The following is a 16,652-nucleotide window of genomic DNA, read 5'->3' as shown; positions in this document are numbered from 1 at the left end:
CACACCCGCCAGACACAGAAGGCCGGCGCGGTCGGGACGACACCCAGTCAGACCATGTCGAGGGTCGCGGACAGCGGGGCGTCCGCGGCCTCCCGGACCGGCTGCCCGGCGAACGGCAGACACAGCACCGCCCCCACCGCGCACCCGGACGCCGTCACCTGAAGCGCGCTCGCGTGCCCGAGCGCCGGCTTCTGCGCCACCACCCCGCCCGACATCGACAGCCCGACGGTCACCGCCCGGCGAAGGACACCGCCATCCCGGCCGCCAGCCCCGGCGGCAGGGCGTCCGGCGAGCAGCCGGGCGCCCAGCAGCGCGGTGAGCGGCGGGCCGATGTTCACGACCAGGGCCGCCGTCCCCGCGTCCACCTGCTGCTCGCCCCAGTTCAGGACCATCATGTCCACGCCGAACCAGAGCAGGCCCGAGACCGTGATCCCCGGCCACCCCTCACGCCGTACGGCACGCCCCGGCCGGCAGCCGGCCCAGCGCGCCCGGGGAGTACGCGCCCCCGGCACTGCGGATCGCCACGAAGGCGGAGGCCCAGGCCACCACGGTGAAGCCGGCCCCGCCCGCGGCGAGCAGCTCCGGACGACGTGCGGTGTTCATCGTGCTCCCGAGGCCAGAGACGCCAAGGGGGACGGAGCTCGCGGCATTCGGACGGGGAGGTTCGGGCGCACGTGCTGCTCAGCGCGGCGCGTCCTGCCGGATGCCCAGCAGCTCGGCCGGGGCGCGCTCGCCCTCCGTGGTCCACCGGACCGCCCGCTCGGAGCCGATCCGCTCGCACCGGAGGGCCGCCGGCGCGGTCGGCCCCGCGCCGCTCCGGGTCAGGACAGTTGCCCGTGTTGTACCGCCAGGCCGTCCAGCAGGGCCGTCAGGCCTGTGTCGAACGCCCGCTCGTCGATCTTCTCCTGCTGCTCGGCGAGGAGGTGCGCCTGACCGAGGTGCGGATAGTCGGCGGGGTCGTACGCGCTCGCGTCGTCGACGAAGCCGCCGGCGAACGAACCCAGTGCGGAGCCCATGATGAAGTAGCGCATCAGGGCGCCGATGGAGGTCGCCTGGGCGGGGGGCCAGCCGGCCGCGACCATCGCGCCGTAGACGGCGTCGGCGACCCGGAGTCCGGCCGGGCGGCGGCCGGGGCCCTGGGCGAGGACCGGGACGATGTTCGGGTGGTCGCGCAGGGCGGCGCGGTAGGAGACCGCCCAGTCGTGCAGCGCGGTCCGCCACTCGCGGCCGTCCTCGAACATCGTGAGGTCGATCTGGGCGCTCACCGAGTCGGCGACGGCCTCCAGGATCTCGTCCTTGGTGCGGAAGTGGTTGTAGAGCGAGGGCCCGCTGACCCCCAGTTCGGCGGCGAGCCGGCGCGTGGAGACGGCCGCCAGGCCCTCCGTGTCCACCAGCATCCGTGCGGTCTCGACGATCCGGTCGGTGCTGAGAAGGGGCTTGCGCGGTCGGGCCATGGCGCACATAGTAGGGCTGCCGAAAGAAACTAGCAGTGCTAATTTACAGCTGGGGTGATCTCGTGGTGCATCTGGGGCTCAGTGACGAGCAGGAGGCCGTACGGCGGCTGGCCCGGGACTTCGTCGAGCGCGAGATCACCCCGAACGCCGTCGCCTGGGACCGTGCCGAGGAGGTGGACCGGGGCATCGTGAAGAAGCTCGGCGAGGTCGGCTTCCTGGGTCTGACGATCGACGAGGAGTACGGCGGATCCGGCGGCGACCATCTCGCGTACTGCCTGGTCACGGAGGAACTGGGGCGCGGTGACTCGTCCGTGCGCGGGATCGTCTCCGTGTCGCTCGGGCTGGTCGCGAAGACCGTCGCGTCCTGGGGGAGCGAGGAGCAGAGGCGGCGCTGGCTGCCCGGACTGACCTCCGGCGCGCTCGTCGGCTGCTTCGGCCTCACCGAGCCCGGCACCGGCTCCGACGCCGGCAACCTCGCCACCCGGGCGGTCCGGGAGGGCGACGAGTTTGTGATCAACGGCAGCAAGATGTTCATCACCAACGGCACCTGGGCCGACGTCGTCCTGCTGTTCGCCCGCTCCACCGACGCCCCCGGCCACCGGGGCGTCTCCGCCTTCCTGGTCCCCACCGACACCCCCGGTCTCACCCGCCGTACCGTCCACGGCAAGCTCGGTCTGCGCGGCCAGGCCACCGCCGAACTGGCCCTTCAGGACGTCCGGGTGCCCGCGTCCGCCCTGCTCGGCGTGGAGGGCAAGGGCTTCTCGGTCGCCATGTCCGCCCTCGCCAAGGGCCGGATGTCGGTCGCGGCGGGCTGTGTCGGCATCGCCCAGGCCGCCCTGGACGCGGCCGTGCGGTACGCGGGCGAGCGCGAGCAGTTCGGCAAGAGCATCGCCCACCATCAGCTGATCCAGGAGCTGATCAGCGACATCGCGGTGGACGTCGACGCGGCCCGGCTGCTGACCTGGCGGGTCGCCGATCTGATCGACCGCGGGCTGCCGTTCGCCGTCGAGTCCTCCAAGGCCAAGCTCTTCGCCTCGGAGGCCGCCGTCCGCGCCGCGAACAACGCCCTCCAGGTCTTCGGCGGCTACGGCTACATCGACGAGTACCCGGCGGGCAAGCTGCTGCGCGACGCCCGCGTGATGACCCTGTACGAGGGCACCAGCCAGATCCAGAAGCTGGTCATCGGGCGGGCGCTGACGGGCGTGTCGGCGTTCTGAGTATCCCTCTGAGTACCTGCACGGATGTGGTACACGCCACATCGGCGGGATTCTGTCGCCCATGAGTGACACACCGGTCAAACAGCAGAACACGGCCGCGTTCTACGGGCAGGCCGTCGCGTCCTTCGCCGTCGCCATGGCGGCCACGGCGATCGGGATCTACCGGATGAACGCCGACGCCTGGGTGCGCGCGTTCCTGGCCGTCGCGGTCCTGTACCTGGTGACCTCCTCCTTCACCCTGGCGAAGGTGATCCGTGACCGGCAGGAGGCGGGGACGATCGTGAGCCGGGTCGACCAGGCCCGGCTGGAGAAGCTGCTCGCCGAGCACGACCCCTTCGAGAAGATCTGAGAGTGCCGCGGGTAGGGCGAGTGCCGCGGGATCCGAGGGTTTCCCCTCGGCTGAGCGGCCACTCTAAGCGGCCGCTCACCTTCGGCGGTATGGTGGAGCGACTGTACCGAGAGGGGCGAGCGAGGGATGAGTACGGCTCAGGAGACGGCCGGCGGCGAGATCGAGCCGTGGGACGAGGTCACCCCTGACGCGGCCCGGCGACTGCTCGTCGCCGCGGTGGAGGCCTTCGCCGAACGCGGCTACCACGCGACGACGACCCGTGACATCGCGGGACGCGCGGGCATGAGCCCGGCCGCCCTCTACATCCACTACAAGACGAAGGAAGAGCTGCTCCACCGCATCAGCCGGATCGGTCACGACCGCGCGCTGGACATCCTGCGCACGGCGGCGGCCGGTGAGGGCAGCGCGACCCGGCGGCTCGCGGAGGCCGTGAGCTCCTTCGTCCGCTGGCACGCCGGGCGGCGCACCACGGCCCGGGTCGTCCAGTACGAACTGGACGCCCTCGGCCCCGACGCCCGCGCCGAGATCCTCGGACTGCGCCGGCAGGTCGACGCCGAGGTGCGCGGGATCATCCAGGACGGTGTGGCGGCGGGGGAGTTCCAGGTCATCGACGTGCACGGCACCACGCTCGCCGTGCTCTCCCTGTGCATCGACGTGGCCCGCTGGTTCAACATCGAGGGTCCCCGCACACCCGAAGAGGTCGGCGCGCTCTACGCCGACCTCGTGCTGCGGATGGTGGGCGCGGCGGAGTAGGGGTCGCGACCGGAGTCCGGAAGGGGCCTAGAGGTAGTAGCGGGAGACGGACTCCGCGACGCACACCGGCTTGTCCCCGCCCTCGCGCTCCACGCTGAAGGCGATGGTGACCTGGACACCGCCGGTGACGTCCTCGACGCCGGTGATCGTCGCGGTGGCGCGCAGCCGGGAGCCGACCGGGACGGGCGAGGGGAAACGCACCTTGTTCGTCCCGTAGTTGACGCCCATCTTCACGTTCTCGACCGTGATCAGCTGCGGCCCGAACAGCGGCAGCAGGGACAGCGTCAGATAGCCGTGGGCGATGGTGGTCCCGAACGGGCCCGCCGCGGCCTTCTCCGGGTCGATGTGGATCCACTGGTGGTCACCGGTGGCGTCGGCGAACAGGTCGATCCGCTTCTGGTCGATCTCCAGCCAGTCGGTGTACCCCAGCTGCTCGCCCACCGCCGCCCTCAGTTCCTCGGCGGACGTGAAGATCCTCGGCTCTGCCATGTCGTCTCGGGCCCTCTCGCGCGGTCTCATCTGCTAAGCAACTGCTTAGCATGGTAGCGGACGGGGCGGTAGGGTTCGAGGGGTGCCGCAGATTCCCGAGAAGGTTCACGAGCTCACGGTCGGGCAGCTCGCCGCGCGCAGCGGTGCCGCCGTCTCCGCGCTGCACTTCTACGAGTCCAAGGGGCTGATCACCAGCCGCCGTACCGCGGGCAACCAGCGCCGCTACCACCGCGACACGCTCCGCAGGGTCGCCTTCGTGCGCGCCGCCCAGCGGGTCGGGATCCCCCTCGCCACGATCCGCGAGGCGCTCCTGGAACTCCCCGAGGAGCGCACGCCCACCCGGGAGGACTGGGCGCGGCTCTCCGGGCGGTGGCGGGCCGAACTGGACCGGCGCATCCAGCAGCTCAACCGCCTCCGCGACCACCTCACCGACTGCATCGGCTGCGGCTGCCTGTCCCTGGACACCTGTGTGCTGTCCAATCCGGACGACGTGTTCGGCGACCGGCTCACGGGGTCACGGTTGCTGGGGGAGCGGCGGAAGTAGGAGGCGCGGCGGCACCCCGTCGGCGCCGGGCCGCGCGACCCGCCCCCGGCCCGGACCGACTCGGGGTCACTCGTACTCCGTCCCCCCCTTCCGCGTCAGATACGCCCCGCTCACCGCCTTCGCGATCGCCCGCCCGCCGGTCACCGCGCTGTACCGCTCGACCGCGGGCCGGATCACCACGCCCTCCCGCAGATGCAGCCCGCGCCCGGACACGGTCTCCCGCCCGGTCGCGATCCCGAGGACGGCCCCGCTGTCGTACGGTCCCTCGAACAGCCGTGGCACCAGCGGCAGTTCCCCCTCCAGCAGCCCCGTCACCTCCGCCGTGTCCAGCCACCGCACCACACCCCCGACCTCCACGGACACGTCGAACACCGCGTACCCGAGGGTCTCGCGCCGTCCGTCCGCGCCGTACGTCAGGTCCTGCACCCCCGCGCCGAACACCTCCCCGAAGACACCGACCCGCCGCGCCCCGAGCCGCTCGGCGATGCGGGCCGCCGCCTCGGGGACGCCGTGGCCGCGCACCGCCCGCCAGTACAGGTTCCGCGGATCCTCCGTCAGCGCCAGCGACTTCGCCCCGAAGCCCTTCGAGGACACGTACACCCGCTCGTCGCCGGCGACGTACGTCAGCAGGCACGCCGAGCCGTGCAGCTTCTCGGTGAGGACCACGGGCTCGCCGGGCTCGAAGATGCCGGGGTAGCGCTGGATGTTCTCGATGTCGACCCACGGCAGCAGATCCGCCGCCGCCTCGACGTCCCCATTCATGGTGGGCGGGATCGGCGGTACCCACTTCACGATGCCGAGCCGCTCCGCGAAGTCGGTGCCCTCCGCGGCCGCCCGCACCAGATCGACCTCCGCCAGCGCGCTGGGCCGGCACACGATCCCCTGCGACAGCTCGCCCCGCAGCCGGACCGCCTTCACCCGGTCCGACCGGCTGCCCGCCAGCCGCCCGGTGAGCCCCAGCTCCTCGACCAGCGCCGGCGGCAGCACCGCCTGCTCGGGGATGTAGAGGGCGGCCTCGCCGGTGCGGTACGCGCCCTTGGCGACGACGGCCCGGTACAGGCCGACCTGGGCCAGTTCGAGGGCGTCGGCGTTGGGGTGCTCGTGCACGGTCAGGACTTCGGCGGTGACGCGCAGCGTCGACATCGAGGGGCTCCTTCGGTTTCTCAGCTCGGTTTCATCACCCCCAACTCTCCTGGGGGGAAAGGGCTGGAGCGAACCGTTTAGAACCTGCTATGGCCCCTGTGCGCGGCGCGGCGCGGCGCGTCCCGAACGTGACGGAGGGGGTGCGGCATCCCCGGCGCACCCCCGGTGTGCTCGTGCTCCCGTGCTCTCAGGGGGACCTCAGGCGGACACCGACACCAGCAGTCGTCCGCGCCGGGCGTACGCCAGCGCCTCGGGGGTGAGGACGGGCCGCGGCACGAGGATGCCGCAGTCCGTGCAGACCGGACCCGACGACGGTTCGTGGTCCAGGTCGTACTTCCACCGGAGGCGTTCCCCGCCGCAGACCGGGCAGGAGTGGCCCGGTTCCCGCTCCAGCGCGCTGATCAGCCGGCGCAGCACCTCGGCCAGCGGCGCACGGGGGTGGACCCGCGGGTCGTCGCACCACGCCACGCCGAAGCCGCCCCAGGTGAGCCGGTGCCAGTCGTCGACACTGCCCGGCCTGCGCAGCCCGTCGTGCTTCTCCTTCTTGCGGCGCTCGGCGAACTCGACCTCATAGGCCAGCCAGACCACCCGCGCCTCCTCCAGCTCGTCCAACGCGGCCACGAGCCGCGCCGGGTCGGGGGAGCGGTCCTCGGGTCCGAACCCGGCCCGGGAGCAGAGATGGTCCCAGGTCGCCCTGTGCCCGTAGGGGGCGAACCGCTCAAGGCACTTGCGGAGCGAGTAACGCCGCAGTGCCAGATCGCACCGAGGGTCTCGCACCTGTCTCGCCAGACTCCGGAAACCCGCCATCGCCTTGCACCTCCGTCACATCTGCACCTGTACTTCGGTCACTTCGGCGTCGTCGTACGGACGTCGTCGAATAGACGTATCGACATGCGATTCGGCTCCCTCCGATCTCCGGTGACCGCCACCTGCCGAAAACTTGACGCATGTTCATCTTCAATCCCGGGGATACCGCCGGTAACCTTCCGCCGATTCCCCCGCGTCGCTAGGAGCAGCCGATGCCACGGCGAACCCCCCGCTTCACTCTCGACAGACTGAGAACTCCCGGCAGATTCCCCGGGTTCCTGAAGACCGCATCCGTATGCGCCCTCATTGCCGGTCTTTTGTCGCCCCTTGCCCAGACGACCGCCGCGGCGGCCGACGCCACCGCGGCGAACGACTACTGCGGCGGCCAGTGTTCCGACATCCTGCCGCCCGGCGAGAACGGCAACGCCACCCTCGCGCAGATCCTGCTCAACCAGGCCTTCGGCACCCAGCCCGACCACGCCGAGGACCAGCTCGGCCCCTACGCCAACCTGGCCAAGGGCTACTCCGGTCTCACCAACGCCACGATCAACACCTTCTTCAACGACGCGTCGTTCGGTGTCGCTTCCGATCAAGTCGCCTCCACCCTGAGTCCCGCCGGCCGCACCGATGTGAAGATCGTCCGCGACAAGAAGACGGGCGTTCCGCACATCACCGGTACCACCAGATACGGCACCGAGTTCGGCGCCGGGTATGCCGCCGCCCAGGACCGGCTGTGGCTGATGGACGTCTTCCGCCACGTCGGCCGCGGCCAGCTCACCACCTTCGCCGGCGGCGACCCCTCCAACCAGGGTCTCGAGCAGCAGTTCTGGCGCAACGCTCCGTACACCGAGGCAGACCTCCAGGCCCAGATCGACAACGCCGTCGCGACCAACGGCACCCGCGGCCAACAGGCCCTCGCGGACGCGAACGCCTACCTCGACGGCATCAACTCCTACATCGACGCCTCCGACAGCGGTCGCTACTTCCCCGGTGAGTACGTCCTGACCGGCCACAAGGACTCAATCACCAACGCGGGCACCATCGACCACTTCAAGATCACCGACATGGTGGCGCTCGCCTCGGTGATCGGCGCGCTCTTCGGTTCCGGCGGCGGCGGCGAGGTCAACAACGCCATCTCGCTGCTCGAGGCGCAGGAGAAGTACGGCGTGACCGAGGGCACCAAGGCCTGGGAGGCGTTCCGCGAGCGCAACGACCCCGAGGCCGTCCTCACCGTCCACAACGGCGAGAGCTTCCCGTACGGCGCCAAGCCCGACACCGCGCAGGGCCAGGCGCTGCCGGACTCCGGCTCGGTCAGCACCCAGCCGCTGGTCTACGACGCCACCGGCACCGGCGGCGACCAGAGCGCCTCCGCCACCGCCGCGGCGGCCACCGCGACCGCCCTCAGCTCGGCGAAGCGCGGTATGTCCAACGCCCTCGTCGTGAGCGGCAAGTACACCGCGAGCGGCCACCCGATCGCCGTCTTCGGACCGCAGACCGGCTACTTCGCCCCGCAGCTGCTCATGCTCCAGGAGATCCAGGGCCCGGGCATCAGCGCCCGCGGCGCCTCCTTCGCGGGGCTGAGCATGTACGTCGAACTGGGCCGCGGCCAGGACTACTCGTGGTCCGCCACGACCTCCGGCCAGGACATCATCGACACCTACGCGGTCGAACTGTGCCAGGACGACTACCACTACCTGTACCACGGCACCTGCACGGCCATGGACGTGGTCGAGCAGAAGAACTCCTGGAAGCCGACCACCGCCGACGCCACCGCGGCGGGCTCGTACACGATGCGGGTGTACCGCACCAAGTACGGCCCCGTGGAGTACCGGGCGACCGTCGGCGGCAAGAAGGTCGCCTACACCACCCTGCGCTCGTCGTTCATGCACGAGGCCGACTCCATCATCGGCTTCCAGATGCTGAACGACCCGGACTACGTCAAGAGCCCGCAGACGTTCCAGAGCGCGGTGCAGCACATCAACTACACCTTCAACTGGTTCTACGCCGACTCCACGCACACCGCGTACTACAACAGCGGTGACAACCCGGTGCGCGCGACCGGCGTCGACTCCGAGTTCCCGGTGTGGGCGCAGGCGGCGTACGAGTGGAAGAACTGGGTGCCGGCCACCAACACGGCCACCTACACCACGGCCTCGGAGCACCCCAACTCCATCGACCAGGACTACTACATCTCCTGGAACAACAAACAGGCCCTGAACTACACCACGGCCTCCTGGGGCGACGGCTCCGTGCACCGCGGCAACCTCCTGGAGAGCCGGGTCAAGGCGCTGGTCGCGGCCGGCGGGGTCACCCGGGCCTCCCTGGTGAAGGCGATGGCGGACGCCTCCCTCGCGGATCTGCGCGCCGAGGCCGTCCTGCCCAACCTGCTGAAGGTGATCAACAGCTCCACGGTCACCGACTCCACCGCCGCGGCGGCGGTGACCAAGCTCCAGACCTGGCTGACCGCGGGCGGCAAGCGCACCGAGACCTCGGCCGGCTCGAAGACCTACGCCAACGCCGACGCGATCCGCATCCTGGACGCCTGGTGGCCGCTGCTGGTCCAGGGCGAGTTCGAACCCGGACTCGGCACCGACCTGTACACCGCGTTCACCGCCAACCTGCCGATCGACGAGTCCCCGTCGGCCGCCCACGGCCCGACCGGGGCGCACGCCGGAAGCTCCTTCCAGTACGGCTGGTGGAGCTATGTCGACAAGGACATCCGGGCCGTGCTCGGTCAGACGGTGCAGGGCGGCCTGACGCAGAAGTACTGCGGCGGCGGCACGCTCAGCGGCTGCCGGGACGTCCTGATCAGCACCCTGAAGACGGCGGCCGGCAAGACCGCGGCCCAGGTCTACCCGGGTGACACCCTGTGCTCGGCGGGCGACCAGTGGTGCGCCGACTCGATCGTCCAGCGCACCCTGGGCGGCATCAAGCACTACAACATCAGCTGGCAGAACCGGCCCACCTTCCAGCAGGTGGTCGAGTTCACGTCCCACCGCTAGGCGCTACGACGGCGGGCCGCGTCCTAGGTGATGCGGCCCGCCGCCAGCACCACCCGTGCCAGCTCGGGGTGCACGATGTCACTGTGCGCCCCGGCCGGCGCCCCGCCCCTCCGGACCACCTCGGCCGCGTCGACGTTCACGCACCCCGAGGCCGGCAGTCTCCCGGGGGCCAGCACCTCGGCGAGCCGGTACGCGCGCGTGTCCGGCACCGACTGCACCCCGTCGTGGCCCATGGCGCCCCACTCGGCGCCCAGCACCTCCCCGATCAGCCCCCGGTCGTCGCCGGCCATCCGGGAGGCCAGCGGATACATCGTGCTCAGCGCCTGGTCGAACCGCGAGTAGCAGCACACCAGGGGGCCGTCGATCCGGTTCTGGTGCCCCTGGAGCACTCCTTGCGCGGCGAACGCGTAGTGCGAGAAGGCGCCCTGGAGCAGCGTCACCGACTTCACCGCGCGCACCCCCTCGGGCAGCCCGCGCAGCGCGAACGACACCAGCCGTCCGCCGAAGCTGTGCCCCACCAGGTGCACCCGCACCCCGGGCGCCGCCTTGGCCAGCCGTCCGATCAGCGGCCCGAGCCCTCGTTCGCCGACCGTCCCCGCGCGCCGTTTCATCGCGTAGTACGTCGCCTGCCGCAGCAGTTCCTTCGCCCCGTCCCAGGGGTTGGGCAGCGCGAAGCCGCGCACCTCGCCGTCGCCGTCGAGGCCGGCCAGGGCCGTCGCGAACGCGGTGCAGGCGGCAGCCGTCGACCCGGTGAACATCTCCGGCTCGTCCTGCGGCACGCCCTCGGCGAGCGTGTCGGCGGCGAACGGCGCCTGCGGGCCCGGCGGGACCGCGTCCACCAGCTCCCGCACCAGCCGGCCGAACTCCTCCAGCTCGCTCGCCTCCGGCGGCCGCTGCTCCAGCAGCCGTACGATGCTCTCGACCACGGTCGCCCTGCCGGGGAAGGTCTCCAGGAGCGCGTGCCGGGTGCCGTCGTCCAGCCCCGGGGTCCCCAGCGCCGCCGCCGGGTGCGGGAAGTCGGGGATCGGCTCGTCGCAGAACCGCATCGACGGCCACACCACGCCCGCGTAGCCGATCCTCGCGGTCGGCGGGGCGAGGGCGGGGATCGGTGCGAAGAAGCCGCTGTAGAGGCGGGTGGCGCCGGTGCGGTCGTTGTTCCAGCCGTGCGAGAAGAGGATCAGGTCGCGGATCTTCCGCTGTTTCGCGCCGGTCAGCAGACGGTCGCGCTGTGCGGTGTCCGCGTCGCCGTCCGCGTCGAAGGTCAGTTCCCAGTACGGGCTCACGCTCATCGTCGGTTGTGCCATGGTGGCTCCCGTCCCCCGGGGCAGTGCGATGTGCGGCGTATCGTCCTGCTAACCGGCGAACTTGGCCATACGTCACGCTCATCCCGCCACCGGGCGCCCGCATCGTCACGGCCACCCTTCCCTGGTACATACCGACCGGTTAGTCTGGCGCTGAGCCGAGTCGCGTCGTGTCGAAGGAGACCGATGGTGGAAGCCGTGCAGGGTGCTGGAGTGGTCGTCACCGGGGCGGGGGGTGGCATCGGGGCCGCGCTGGCCCGTCGCTTCGCCGCCGAGGGGGCCAGAGTCGTCGTCAACGACCTGGACGCGGGGCGGGCGCGGGCCGTCGCCGACGAGATCGGCGGGATCGCCGTGCCCGGGGACGCCTCGGCGATCGTCGGCCCCGCCCGGGAGGCGCTCGGCGGCACCGTGGACGTCTACTGCGCCAACGCGGGAGTCGCCTCCGGCGGTTCGGAGGCGGCCGGCGAGGCCGTGTGGGCGCAGGCCTGGGACGTCAATGTCATGGCCCATGTGCGGGCGGCCCACGCCCTGCTGCCGGACTGGCTGGAGCGGGGCGGCGGGCGGTTCGTCTCCACCGTCTCCGCCGCCGGACTGCTCACGATGATCGGCGCCGCGCCGTACAGCGTCACCAAGCACGGCGCGTACGCCTTCGCCGAGTGGCTCTCGCTCACCTACCGCCACCGCGGGATCAAGGTCCACGCGATCTGTCCGCAGGGCGTGCGCACCGACATGCTGGACGCCACCGGCAGCGCGGGCGACCTGGTGCTCAAGCCGACCGCGATCGAGCCGGAGGACGTGGCGGACGCCCTGTTCAAGGGCATCGAGGAGGACCGGTTCCTGATCCTGCCGCACCCCGAGGTCGCCGGTTACTACCAGGTGCGCGCCGCCGAACCCGATCGCTGGCTGGGCAACATGAACCACCTCCAGCAGAAGTGGGAGGCCGCCGGGTGACCGCCTCGCGTTACGCGGCCAAGCCCTGGGTGGCCCTGCTCGACGACGCCCAGCGGGCCCCGATCGACCCCGCCGACTCCCTGGTGCGGGCGCTGCGCCGGTCCGTCGCCGAGGCCCCGGACCGCACCGCCCTCGCCTACTTCGACGGGCGGCTCACCTACCGCGAGCTGGACGAGCTCAGCGACTCCGTCGCCGGGCACCTCGCCGCGCGCGGCCTGGAGCGCGGCGACCGGGTGGCGGTCCTGCTCCAGAACTCCCCGGCCTTCGTCCTCGCCCTGTTCGGGGCCTGGAAGGCGGGCGCGATCGTCGTCCCGGTCAACCCCATGTACAAGGCGGGGGAGGTCGCCCACGTCCTGCGGGACGGCGAGGTGGCCGCGCTGGTCTGCGCCGACCGGGCCTGGGAGTCGTATCTGCGCGAGACGGCGGCCGGCTCGCCGGTGCGGATCGTGCTCACCGCCTGCGAGCTGGACTTCCAGACCCGTGGCGACGCGCGGGTGCTGACCTTCGAACGGCTGCCGCAGGCCCCGGACGCCGACGACCTCACCGCCGTCGCCCGCGCCGGCCACAAGGCTCCCGAACTCCCGGGCCTCGCCCCCGCCGACATCGCCCTGATCAGCTACACCTCGGGCACCAGCGGCACCCCCAAGGGCGCGACCAACACGCACGGCAACATCATGGCCAACACCGAGCGGCAGAGCAGGGGGCTCCCTCTGCCCGAGGCGCCCGTCTACTACGCCCTTGCGCCCCTGTTCCACATCACGGGCATGGTCTGCCAGCTCGGCGCCTGTCTGAACAGCGCGGGCACCCTGGTGCTGACGTACCGCTTCGAGGCGGGCGTCGTGCTGGAGGCGTTCGCCGAGCACCGGCCGCACTACACCGTCGGCCCCTCCACGGCCTTCATGGCGCTCGCCGCCCACCCGGCCGCGACCCGGGAGCACTTCTCCTCCTTCGTGAACATCTCCTCCGGCGGCGCCCCCGTGCCGCCGGCCCTGGTGGAGAAGTTCCGGGCGGGCTTCGGGCCGTACATCCGCAACGGCTACGGGCTCACCGAGTGCACCGCGCCCTGCGCCTCCGTCCCGCCCCAGCACGAGGCGCCCGTCGACCCGGCCTCCGGCACCCTCGCCGTGGGCCTGCCGGGGCCCGACACCGTCGTACGGATCCTCGACGACCGGGGCGAGGAGGTGCCCTTCGGCGAACAGGGCGAGATCGTCGTACGGGGGCCGCAGGTCGTCCCCGGCTACTGGCGGCGGCCCGAGGCGACCGCCGAGGCCTTCCCCGACGGCGAACTGCGCACCGGTGACATCGGGTTCATGGACGAGCGGGGCTGGCTGTACGTCGTCGACCGCAAGAAGGACATGATCAACGCGTCCGGTTTCAAGGTCTGGCCGCGCGAGGTCGAGGACGTGCTGTACACCCATCCCGCCGTGCGCGAGGCCGCCGTCGTCGGTGTGCCCGACGGCTACCGGGGCGAGACCGTCAAGGCGTACATCAGCCTGCGTCCCGGCGCGGACGCGGATGCCGATACGCTCGCCGCCTACTGCAAGGACAGACTGGCGGCGTACAAATATCCGCGTCAGGTGGAGATCCTCCCCGACCTGCCCAAGACGGCGAGTGGGAAGATCCTCCGTCGGGAACTGCGTTCCCGCGCGCACGACCAGTAGAACGAGAAGGAAGGCAGGTGGCGGCAGTGCCCAGGACGACGGACGGCTCGGAGGCCCCTGTTCCGCAACGGCTCCTCGCCGCCGCCACCCGGCTCTTCGCCGAACAGGGCTACGACCGGACCTCCGTACAGGAGATCGTCGAGGCGGCCGGCGTCACCAAGGGGGCGCTGTACCACTACTTCGGTTCCAAGGACGATCTGCTGCACGAGGTGTACGCGCGCGTGCTGCGCGTCCAGCAGGAACGCCTGGACGCCTTCGCCGACGCCGACGAGCCGATCGAGAAGCGGCTGCGGGGCGCGGCGGCCGACGTCGTCGTCACGACGATCGAGAACCTCGACGACGCGATGATCTTCTTCCGCTCGATGCACCATCTGAGCCCCGAGAAGAACAAGCAGGTCCGCGCCGCGCGCCGGCGCTACCACGAACGCTTCCGGGCGCTCGTCGAGGAGGGCCAGGAGGCCGGCGTCTTCTCCACGGCGACCCCGGCCGACCTGGTGGTGGACTACCACTTCGGCTCCGTCCACCACCTGTCCACGTGGTACCGCCCGGACGGCCCGATGGGCGCCCAGGAGGTCGCCGACCACCTGGCGGACCTGCTGCTGCGAGCCCTGCGGCCGTAGAGCGCGTGAGAACGCGTGGGTAAGGGGCGGTCGTCCATGGCGACCGCCCCTTACCGCGTGCCCTACAGGTACTTCTTCAGCTCGTGCCGTGCCAGCGACCGCTGGTGCACCTCGTCCGGACCGTCCGCGATCATCAGCGTGCGCGCCCCGGCGTACAGCTCGGCCAGCGGGAAGTCCTGGCTGACCCCTCCCGCGCCGTGCAGCTGGATCGCCCGGTCGATGATGTCGACGACCGCGCGGGGCGTGGCGATCTTGATGGCCTGGATCTCCGTGTGGGCGCCCCGGTTGCCGACCGTGTCCATCTTCCAGGCGGTCTTGAGCACCAGCAGCCGGAGCTGCTCGACCGTCACGCGCGCGTCGGCGATCCAGTTGTGCACCACACCCTGCTGACCGAGGGCCTTGCCGAACGCCGTCCGGGACACCGCCCGCCGGCACATCAGCTCGATCGCCCGCTCCGCCATGCCGATCAGCCGCATGCAGTGGTGGATGCGGCCCGGACCGAGCCGGGCCTGGGCGATGGCGAAGCCGCCGCCCTCCTCGCCGATCAGGTTCGTCACCGGCACGCGTGCGTCGTCGAAGATCACCTCGGCGTGACCGCCGTGGTAGTGGTCCTCGTAGCCGAACACCTGCATGGCCCGCTTGACGGTGACGCCCGGGGTGTCGCGCGGCACGAGCACCATGGACTGCTGGCGGCGGATGTCCGCGCCCTCGGGGTCCGTCTTGCCCATCACGATGAAGATCTTGCAGTCCGGGTTCATCGCGCCGGAGATGTACCACTTGCGGCCCGTGATGACGTACTCGTCGCCCTCCCGCCGGATGTGCGTGGTGATGTTGGTGGCGTCGGAGGAGGCCACCTCCGGCTCGGTCATCGCGAACGCCGAGCGGATCTCCCCCGCCAGCAGCGGCTCCAGCCACTGCTTCTTCTGCTGCTCGTCCCCGAACTGTGTGAGCACCTCCATGTTCCCGGTGTCGGGAGCGGCGCAGTTCAGGGCCGTCGGCGCCAGCTGAGGGGAGCGGCCGGTGATCTCGGCGAGCGGCGCGTACTGGAGGTTGGTGAGCCCCGCGCCGTACTCGGCGTCGGGCAGGAAGAGGTTCCACAGGCCCTGCCTGCGCGCCTCCGCCTTCAGCTCCTCGACCACGGCCGGCGTGTCCCAGGGGGACGCCAGGGCGGCCCGCTGCTCCTCCGCGAGGGCCTCGGCCGGGTAGACGTACTCGTCCATGAAGGCGAGCAGCTTCCCGCGCAGTTCCTCGGTGCGCGCGTCGAACGCGAAGTCCATGGCGGTCAGCCTTCCTGAAGAGTGGTCAGTCCGTGCTCGATGAAGACGGGGACGAGCTCCCCGATCCGGTCGAAGCCGCGCCCGACCGTCTGGCCCAGCGTGTACCGGTAGTGGATGCCCTCCAGGATCACGGCGAGCTTGAACCAGGCGAACGCCGTGTACCAGGAGACGGCCGAGACATCGCGCCCCGAGCGCGCCGCGTACCGCTCGATCAGCTCGGCCGGCGACGGGTGCCCGGCGGCCGAGGCGGTCGTGGAGATGGGGGAGTTCGGCAGCTCCAGCGGCACGCTGTACATCACCAGCAGGCCCAGGTCGGTCAGCGGGTCGCCGAGCGTCGACATCTCCCAGTCGAGGATCGCCTTGATGCGGTCGTCGGTGCCGATCAGGACGTTGTCGAGGCGGTAGTCGCCGTGCACGACCGCCGGGGCGGGGGAGGAGGGCAGCTCACGGCCGAGCGCCGCGTGCAGCTCGTCGATGCCGGCCAGGTCGCGGCTGCGGGAGGCGTCGAGCTGCTTGCCCCAGCGGCGGAGCTGGCGGTCCAGGAAGCCCTCGGGGCGCCCGAAGTCGGCCAGACCCACCTCGGCCGGGTCCACCGCGTGCAGCTCCACCAGCGTGTCCACCAGCGACAGCAGCGCGCCCCGGGTGCGCTCCGCGCCGATCGGGGCCAGCTCGGCGGCCGTGCGGTACGGGGTGCCCTCGACGAATTCCATGATGTAGAAGGGCGATCCGAGGACCTGCTCGTCCTCGCACAGCAGCACTGGGCGCGGCACCGGCACGCTCGTCGGGTGCAGGGCGCTGATCACCCGGTGCTCGCGCTTCATGTCGTGCGCGGTGGCCAGCACATGGCCGAGCGGGGGCCGCCGTACGACCCACCTGCCCGTACCGTCGCCGATCTCGTACGTGAGGTTCGACCGTCCGCCCTCGATCAGCCGGCCGGTGAGGGGCCCGGCGACCAGGCCGGGGCGCTCGCGCTCCAGCAGGGCGCGCAGCCGGTCGAGGTCGAGACCTGGCGGGTGGTCGGGGCTCATGACATCGCTCCTACGGACGGGTGAAGGATACCCGCCCATCATGCCGACCGGTCGGT

Annotated in this window: 15 protein-coding genes and 1 pseudogene; 8 read left to right on the top strand and 8 right to left on the bottom strand. The window is 71.4% G+C overall.

From position 1 onward, the window contains the following. Positions 1-50 precede the first annotated feature (50 nt). Together AQJ64_RS46855 and AQJ64_RS34805 are read right to left on the bottom strand one after the other, a co-directional pair. Positions 51-603: pseudogene (locus AQJ64_RS46855) on the bottom strand (EamA family transporter); the annotation flags it as partial. A 218-nt stretch (positions 604-821) separates the two neighbouring features. After that, positions 822-1,463 (bottom strand): TetR/AcrR family transcriptional regulator, encoded by a 642-nt coding sequence (locus AQJ64_RS34805; protein ID WP_206189735.1) that lies wholly within the window; start codon positions 1,461-1,463, stop codon positions 822-824. Between the two features lie 56 nt (positions 1,464-1,519). Between AQJ64_RS34805 and AQJ64_RS34800 the strand changes: the two genes are divergently transcribed. The 3 genes from AQJ64_RS34800 (at position 1,520) to AQJ64_RS34790 (ending at position 3,773) form a co-directional block, all read left to right on the top strand. Continuing rightward, entirely contained in the window at positions 1,520-2,671 is a 1,152-nt protein-coding gene (locus AQJ64_RS34800; RefSeq protein ID WP_055634858.1) for an acyl-CoA dehydrogenase family protein, read from the top strand. A gap of 61 nt (positions 2,672-2,732) precedes the next feature. Further along, a complete protein-coding gene (locus AQJ64_RS34795) occupies positions 2,733-3,020 on the top strand; it encodes a YiaA/YiaB family inner membrane protein (RefSeq protein ID WP_055634839.1) in 288 nt (95 codons plus the stop codon). Positions 3,021-3,146: 126 nt separating this feature from the next. Further along, the gene (locus AQJ64_RS34790) at positions 3,147-3,773 is read left to right on the top strand and encodes a TetR/AcrR family transcriptional regulator (protein ID WP_055634840.1); all 627 of its coding nucleotides are present in this window, start codon (positions 3,147-3,149) and stop codon (positions 3,771-3,773) included. Positions 3,774-3,800: 27 nt separating this feature from the next. On the opposite strand, the gene AQJ64_RS34785 is transcribed toward AQJ64_RS34790, so the two are convergent. Beyond that, positions 3,801-4,262 (bottom strand): MaoC family dehydratase, encoded by a 462-nt coding sequence (locus AQJ64_RS34785; protein ID WP_055634841.1) that lies wholly within the window; start codon positions 4,260-4,262, stop codon positions 3,801-3,803. A gap of 82 nt (positions 4,263-4,344) precedes the next feature. Between AQJ64_RS34785 and soxR the strand changes: the two genes are divergently transcribed. After that, complete coding sequence (gene soxR / locus AQJ64_RS34780; RefSeq protein ID WP_055634842.1) at positions 4,345-4,806, top strand: redox-sensitive transcriptional activator SoxR; 462 nt, start codon at positions 4,345-4,347, stop codon at positions 4,804-4,806. A gap of 66 nt (positions 4,807-4,872) precedes the next feature. Here the strand turns inward: soxR and AQJ64_RS34775 are convergent, their stop codons facing one another. Both AQJ64_RS34775 and AQJ64_RS34770 read right to left on the bottom strand, forming a co-directional pair. Continuing rightward, entirely contained in the window at positions 4,873-5,949 is a 1,077-nt protein-coding gene (locus AQJ64_RS34775; RefSeq protein ID WP_055634843.1) for an RNA ligase (ATP), read from the bottom strand. Positions 5,950-6,147: 198 nt separating this feature from the next. Next, entirely contained in the window at positions 6,148-6,756 is a 609-nt protein-coding gene (locus AQJ64_RS34770; RefSeq protein WP_055634844.1) for a hypothetical protein, read from the bottom strand. A 212-nt stretch (positions 6,757-6,968) separates the two neighbouring features. Here AQJ64_RS34770 and AQJ64_RS34765 point away from each other — a divergent pair, with 212 nt between their 5' ends. Continuing rightward, positions 6,969-9,758, top strand: coding sequence for a penicillin acylase family protein (locus AQJ64_RS34765; RefSeq protein WP_055634845.1), 2,790 nt, complete (start codon positions 6,969-6,971; stop codon positions 9,756-9,758). Between the two features lie 23 nt (positions 9,759-9,781). Here AQJ64_RS34765 and AQJ64_RS34760 read toward each other — a convergent pair whose 3' ends face one another. After that, the gene (locus AQJ64_RS34760; protein ID WP_055634846.1) at positions 9,782-11,062 is read right to left on the bottom strand and encodes a hypothetical protein; all 1,281 of its coding nucleotides are present in this window, start codon (positions 11,060-11,062) and stop codon (positions 9,782-9,784) included. A 183-nt stretch (positions 11,063-11,245) separates the two neighbouring features. Between AQJ64_RS34760 and AQJ64_RS34755 the strand changes: the two genes are divergently transcribed. From AQJ64_RS34755 to AQJ64_RS34745, 3 genes are read left to right on the top strand one after another with little or no spacing between them, the layout of a single operon-like run. Next, on the top strand, positions 11,246-12,010 hold the full coding sequence (locus AQJ64_RS34755) for an SDR family oxidoreductase (protein WP_055634847.1): 765 nt from the start codon (positions 11,246-11,248) through the stop codon (positions 12,008-12,010). Continuing rightward, a complete protein-coding gene (locus AQJ64_RS34750; protein WP_055634859.1) occupies positions 12,007-13,671 on the top strand; it encodes a class I adenylate-forming enzyme family protein in 1,665 nt (554 codons plus the stop codon). The genes AQJ64_RS34755 and AQJ64_RS34750 overlap by 4 nt, the downstream gene beginning before the upstream one ends. 26 nt (positions 13,672-13,697) lie before the next feature. After that, positions 13,698-14,291, top strand: a complete 594-nt coding sequence (locus tag AQJ64_RS34745; protein WP_055634848.1) for a TetR/AcrR family transcriptional regulator — start codon at positions 13,698-13,700, stop codon at positions 14,289-14,291. A gap of 62 nt (positions 14,292-14,353) precedes the next feature. Here AQJ64_RS34745 and AQJ64_RS34740 read toward each other — a convergent pair whose 3' ends face one another. Both AQJ64_RS34740 and AQJ64_RS34735 read right to left on the bottom strand, forming a co-directional pair. After that, entirely contained in the window at positions 14,354-15,568 is a 1,215-nt protein-coding gene (locus AQJ64_RS34740) for an acyl-CoA dehydrogenase family protein (RefSeq protein ID WP_055634849.1), read from the bottom strand. Between the two features lie 5 nt (positions 15,569-15,573). Beyond that, positions 15,574-16,596 carry a phosphotransferase family protein gene (locus tag AQJ64_RS34735; RefSeq protein ID WP_055634850.1) on the bottom strand — a complete coding sequence of 341 codons (1,023 nt, stop codon included), beginning with the start codon at positions 16,594-16,596 and terminating at the stop codon, positions 15,574-15,576. Positions 16,597-16,652: the final 56 nt, after the last annotated feature.

It is taken from the genome of Streptomyces griseoruber, assembly GCF_001514205.1.
In the GTDB taxonomy this organism is placed as follows: domain Bacteria; phylum Actinomycetota; class Actinomycetes; order Streptomycetales; family Streptomycetaceae; genus Streptomyces; species Streptomyces griseoruber.
Note: the sequence above shows the minus strand (reverse complement) of the source record. Positions and strands in the feature narration are given on the sequence as shown.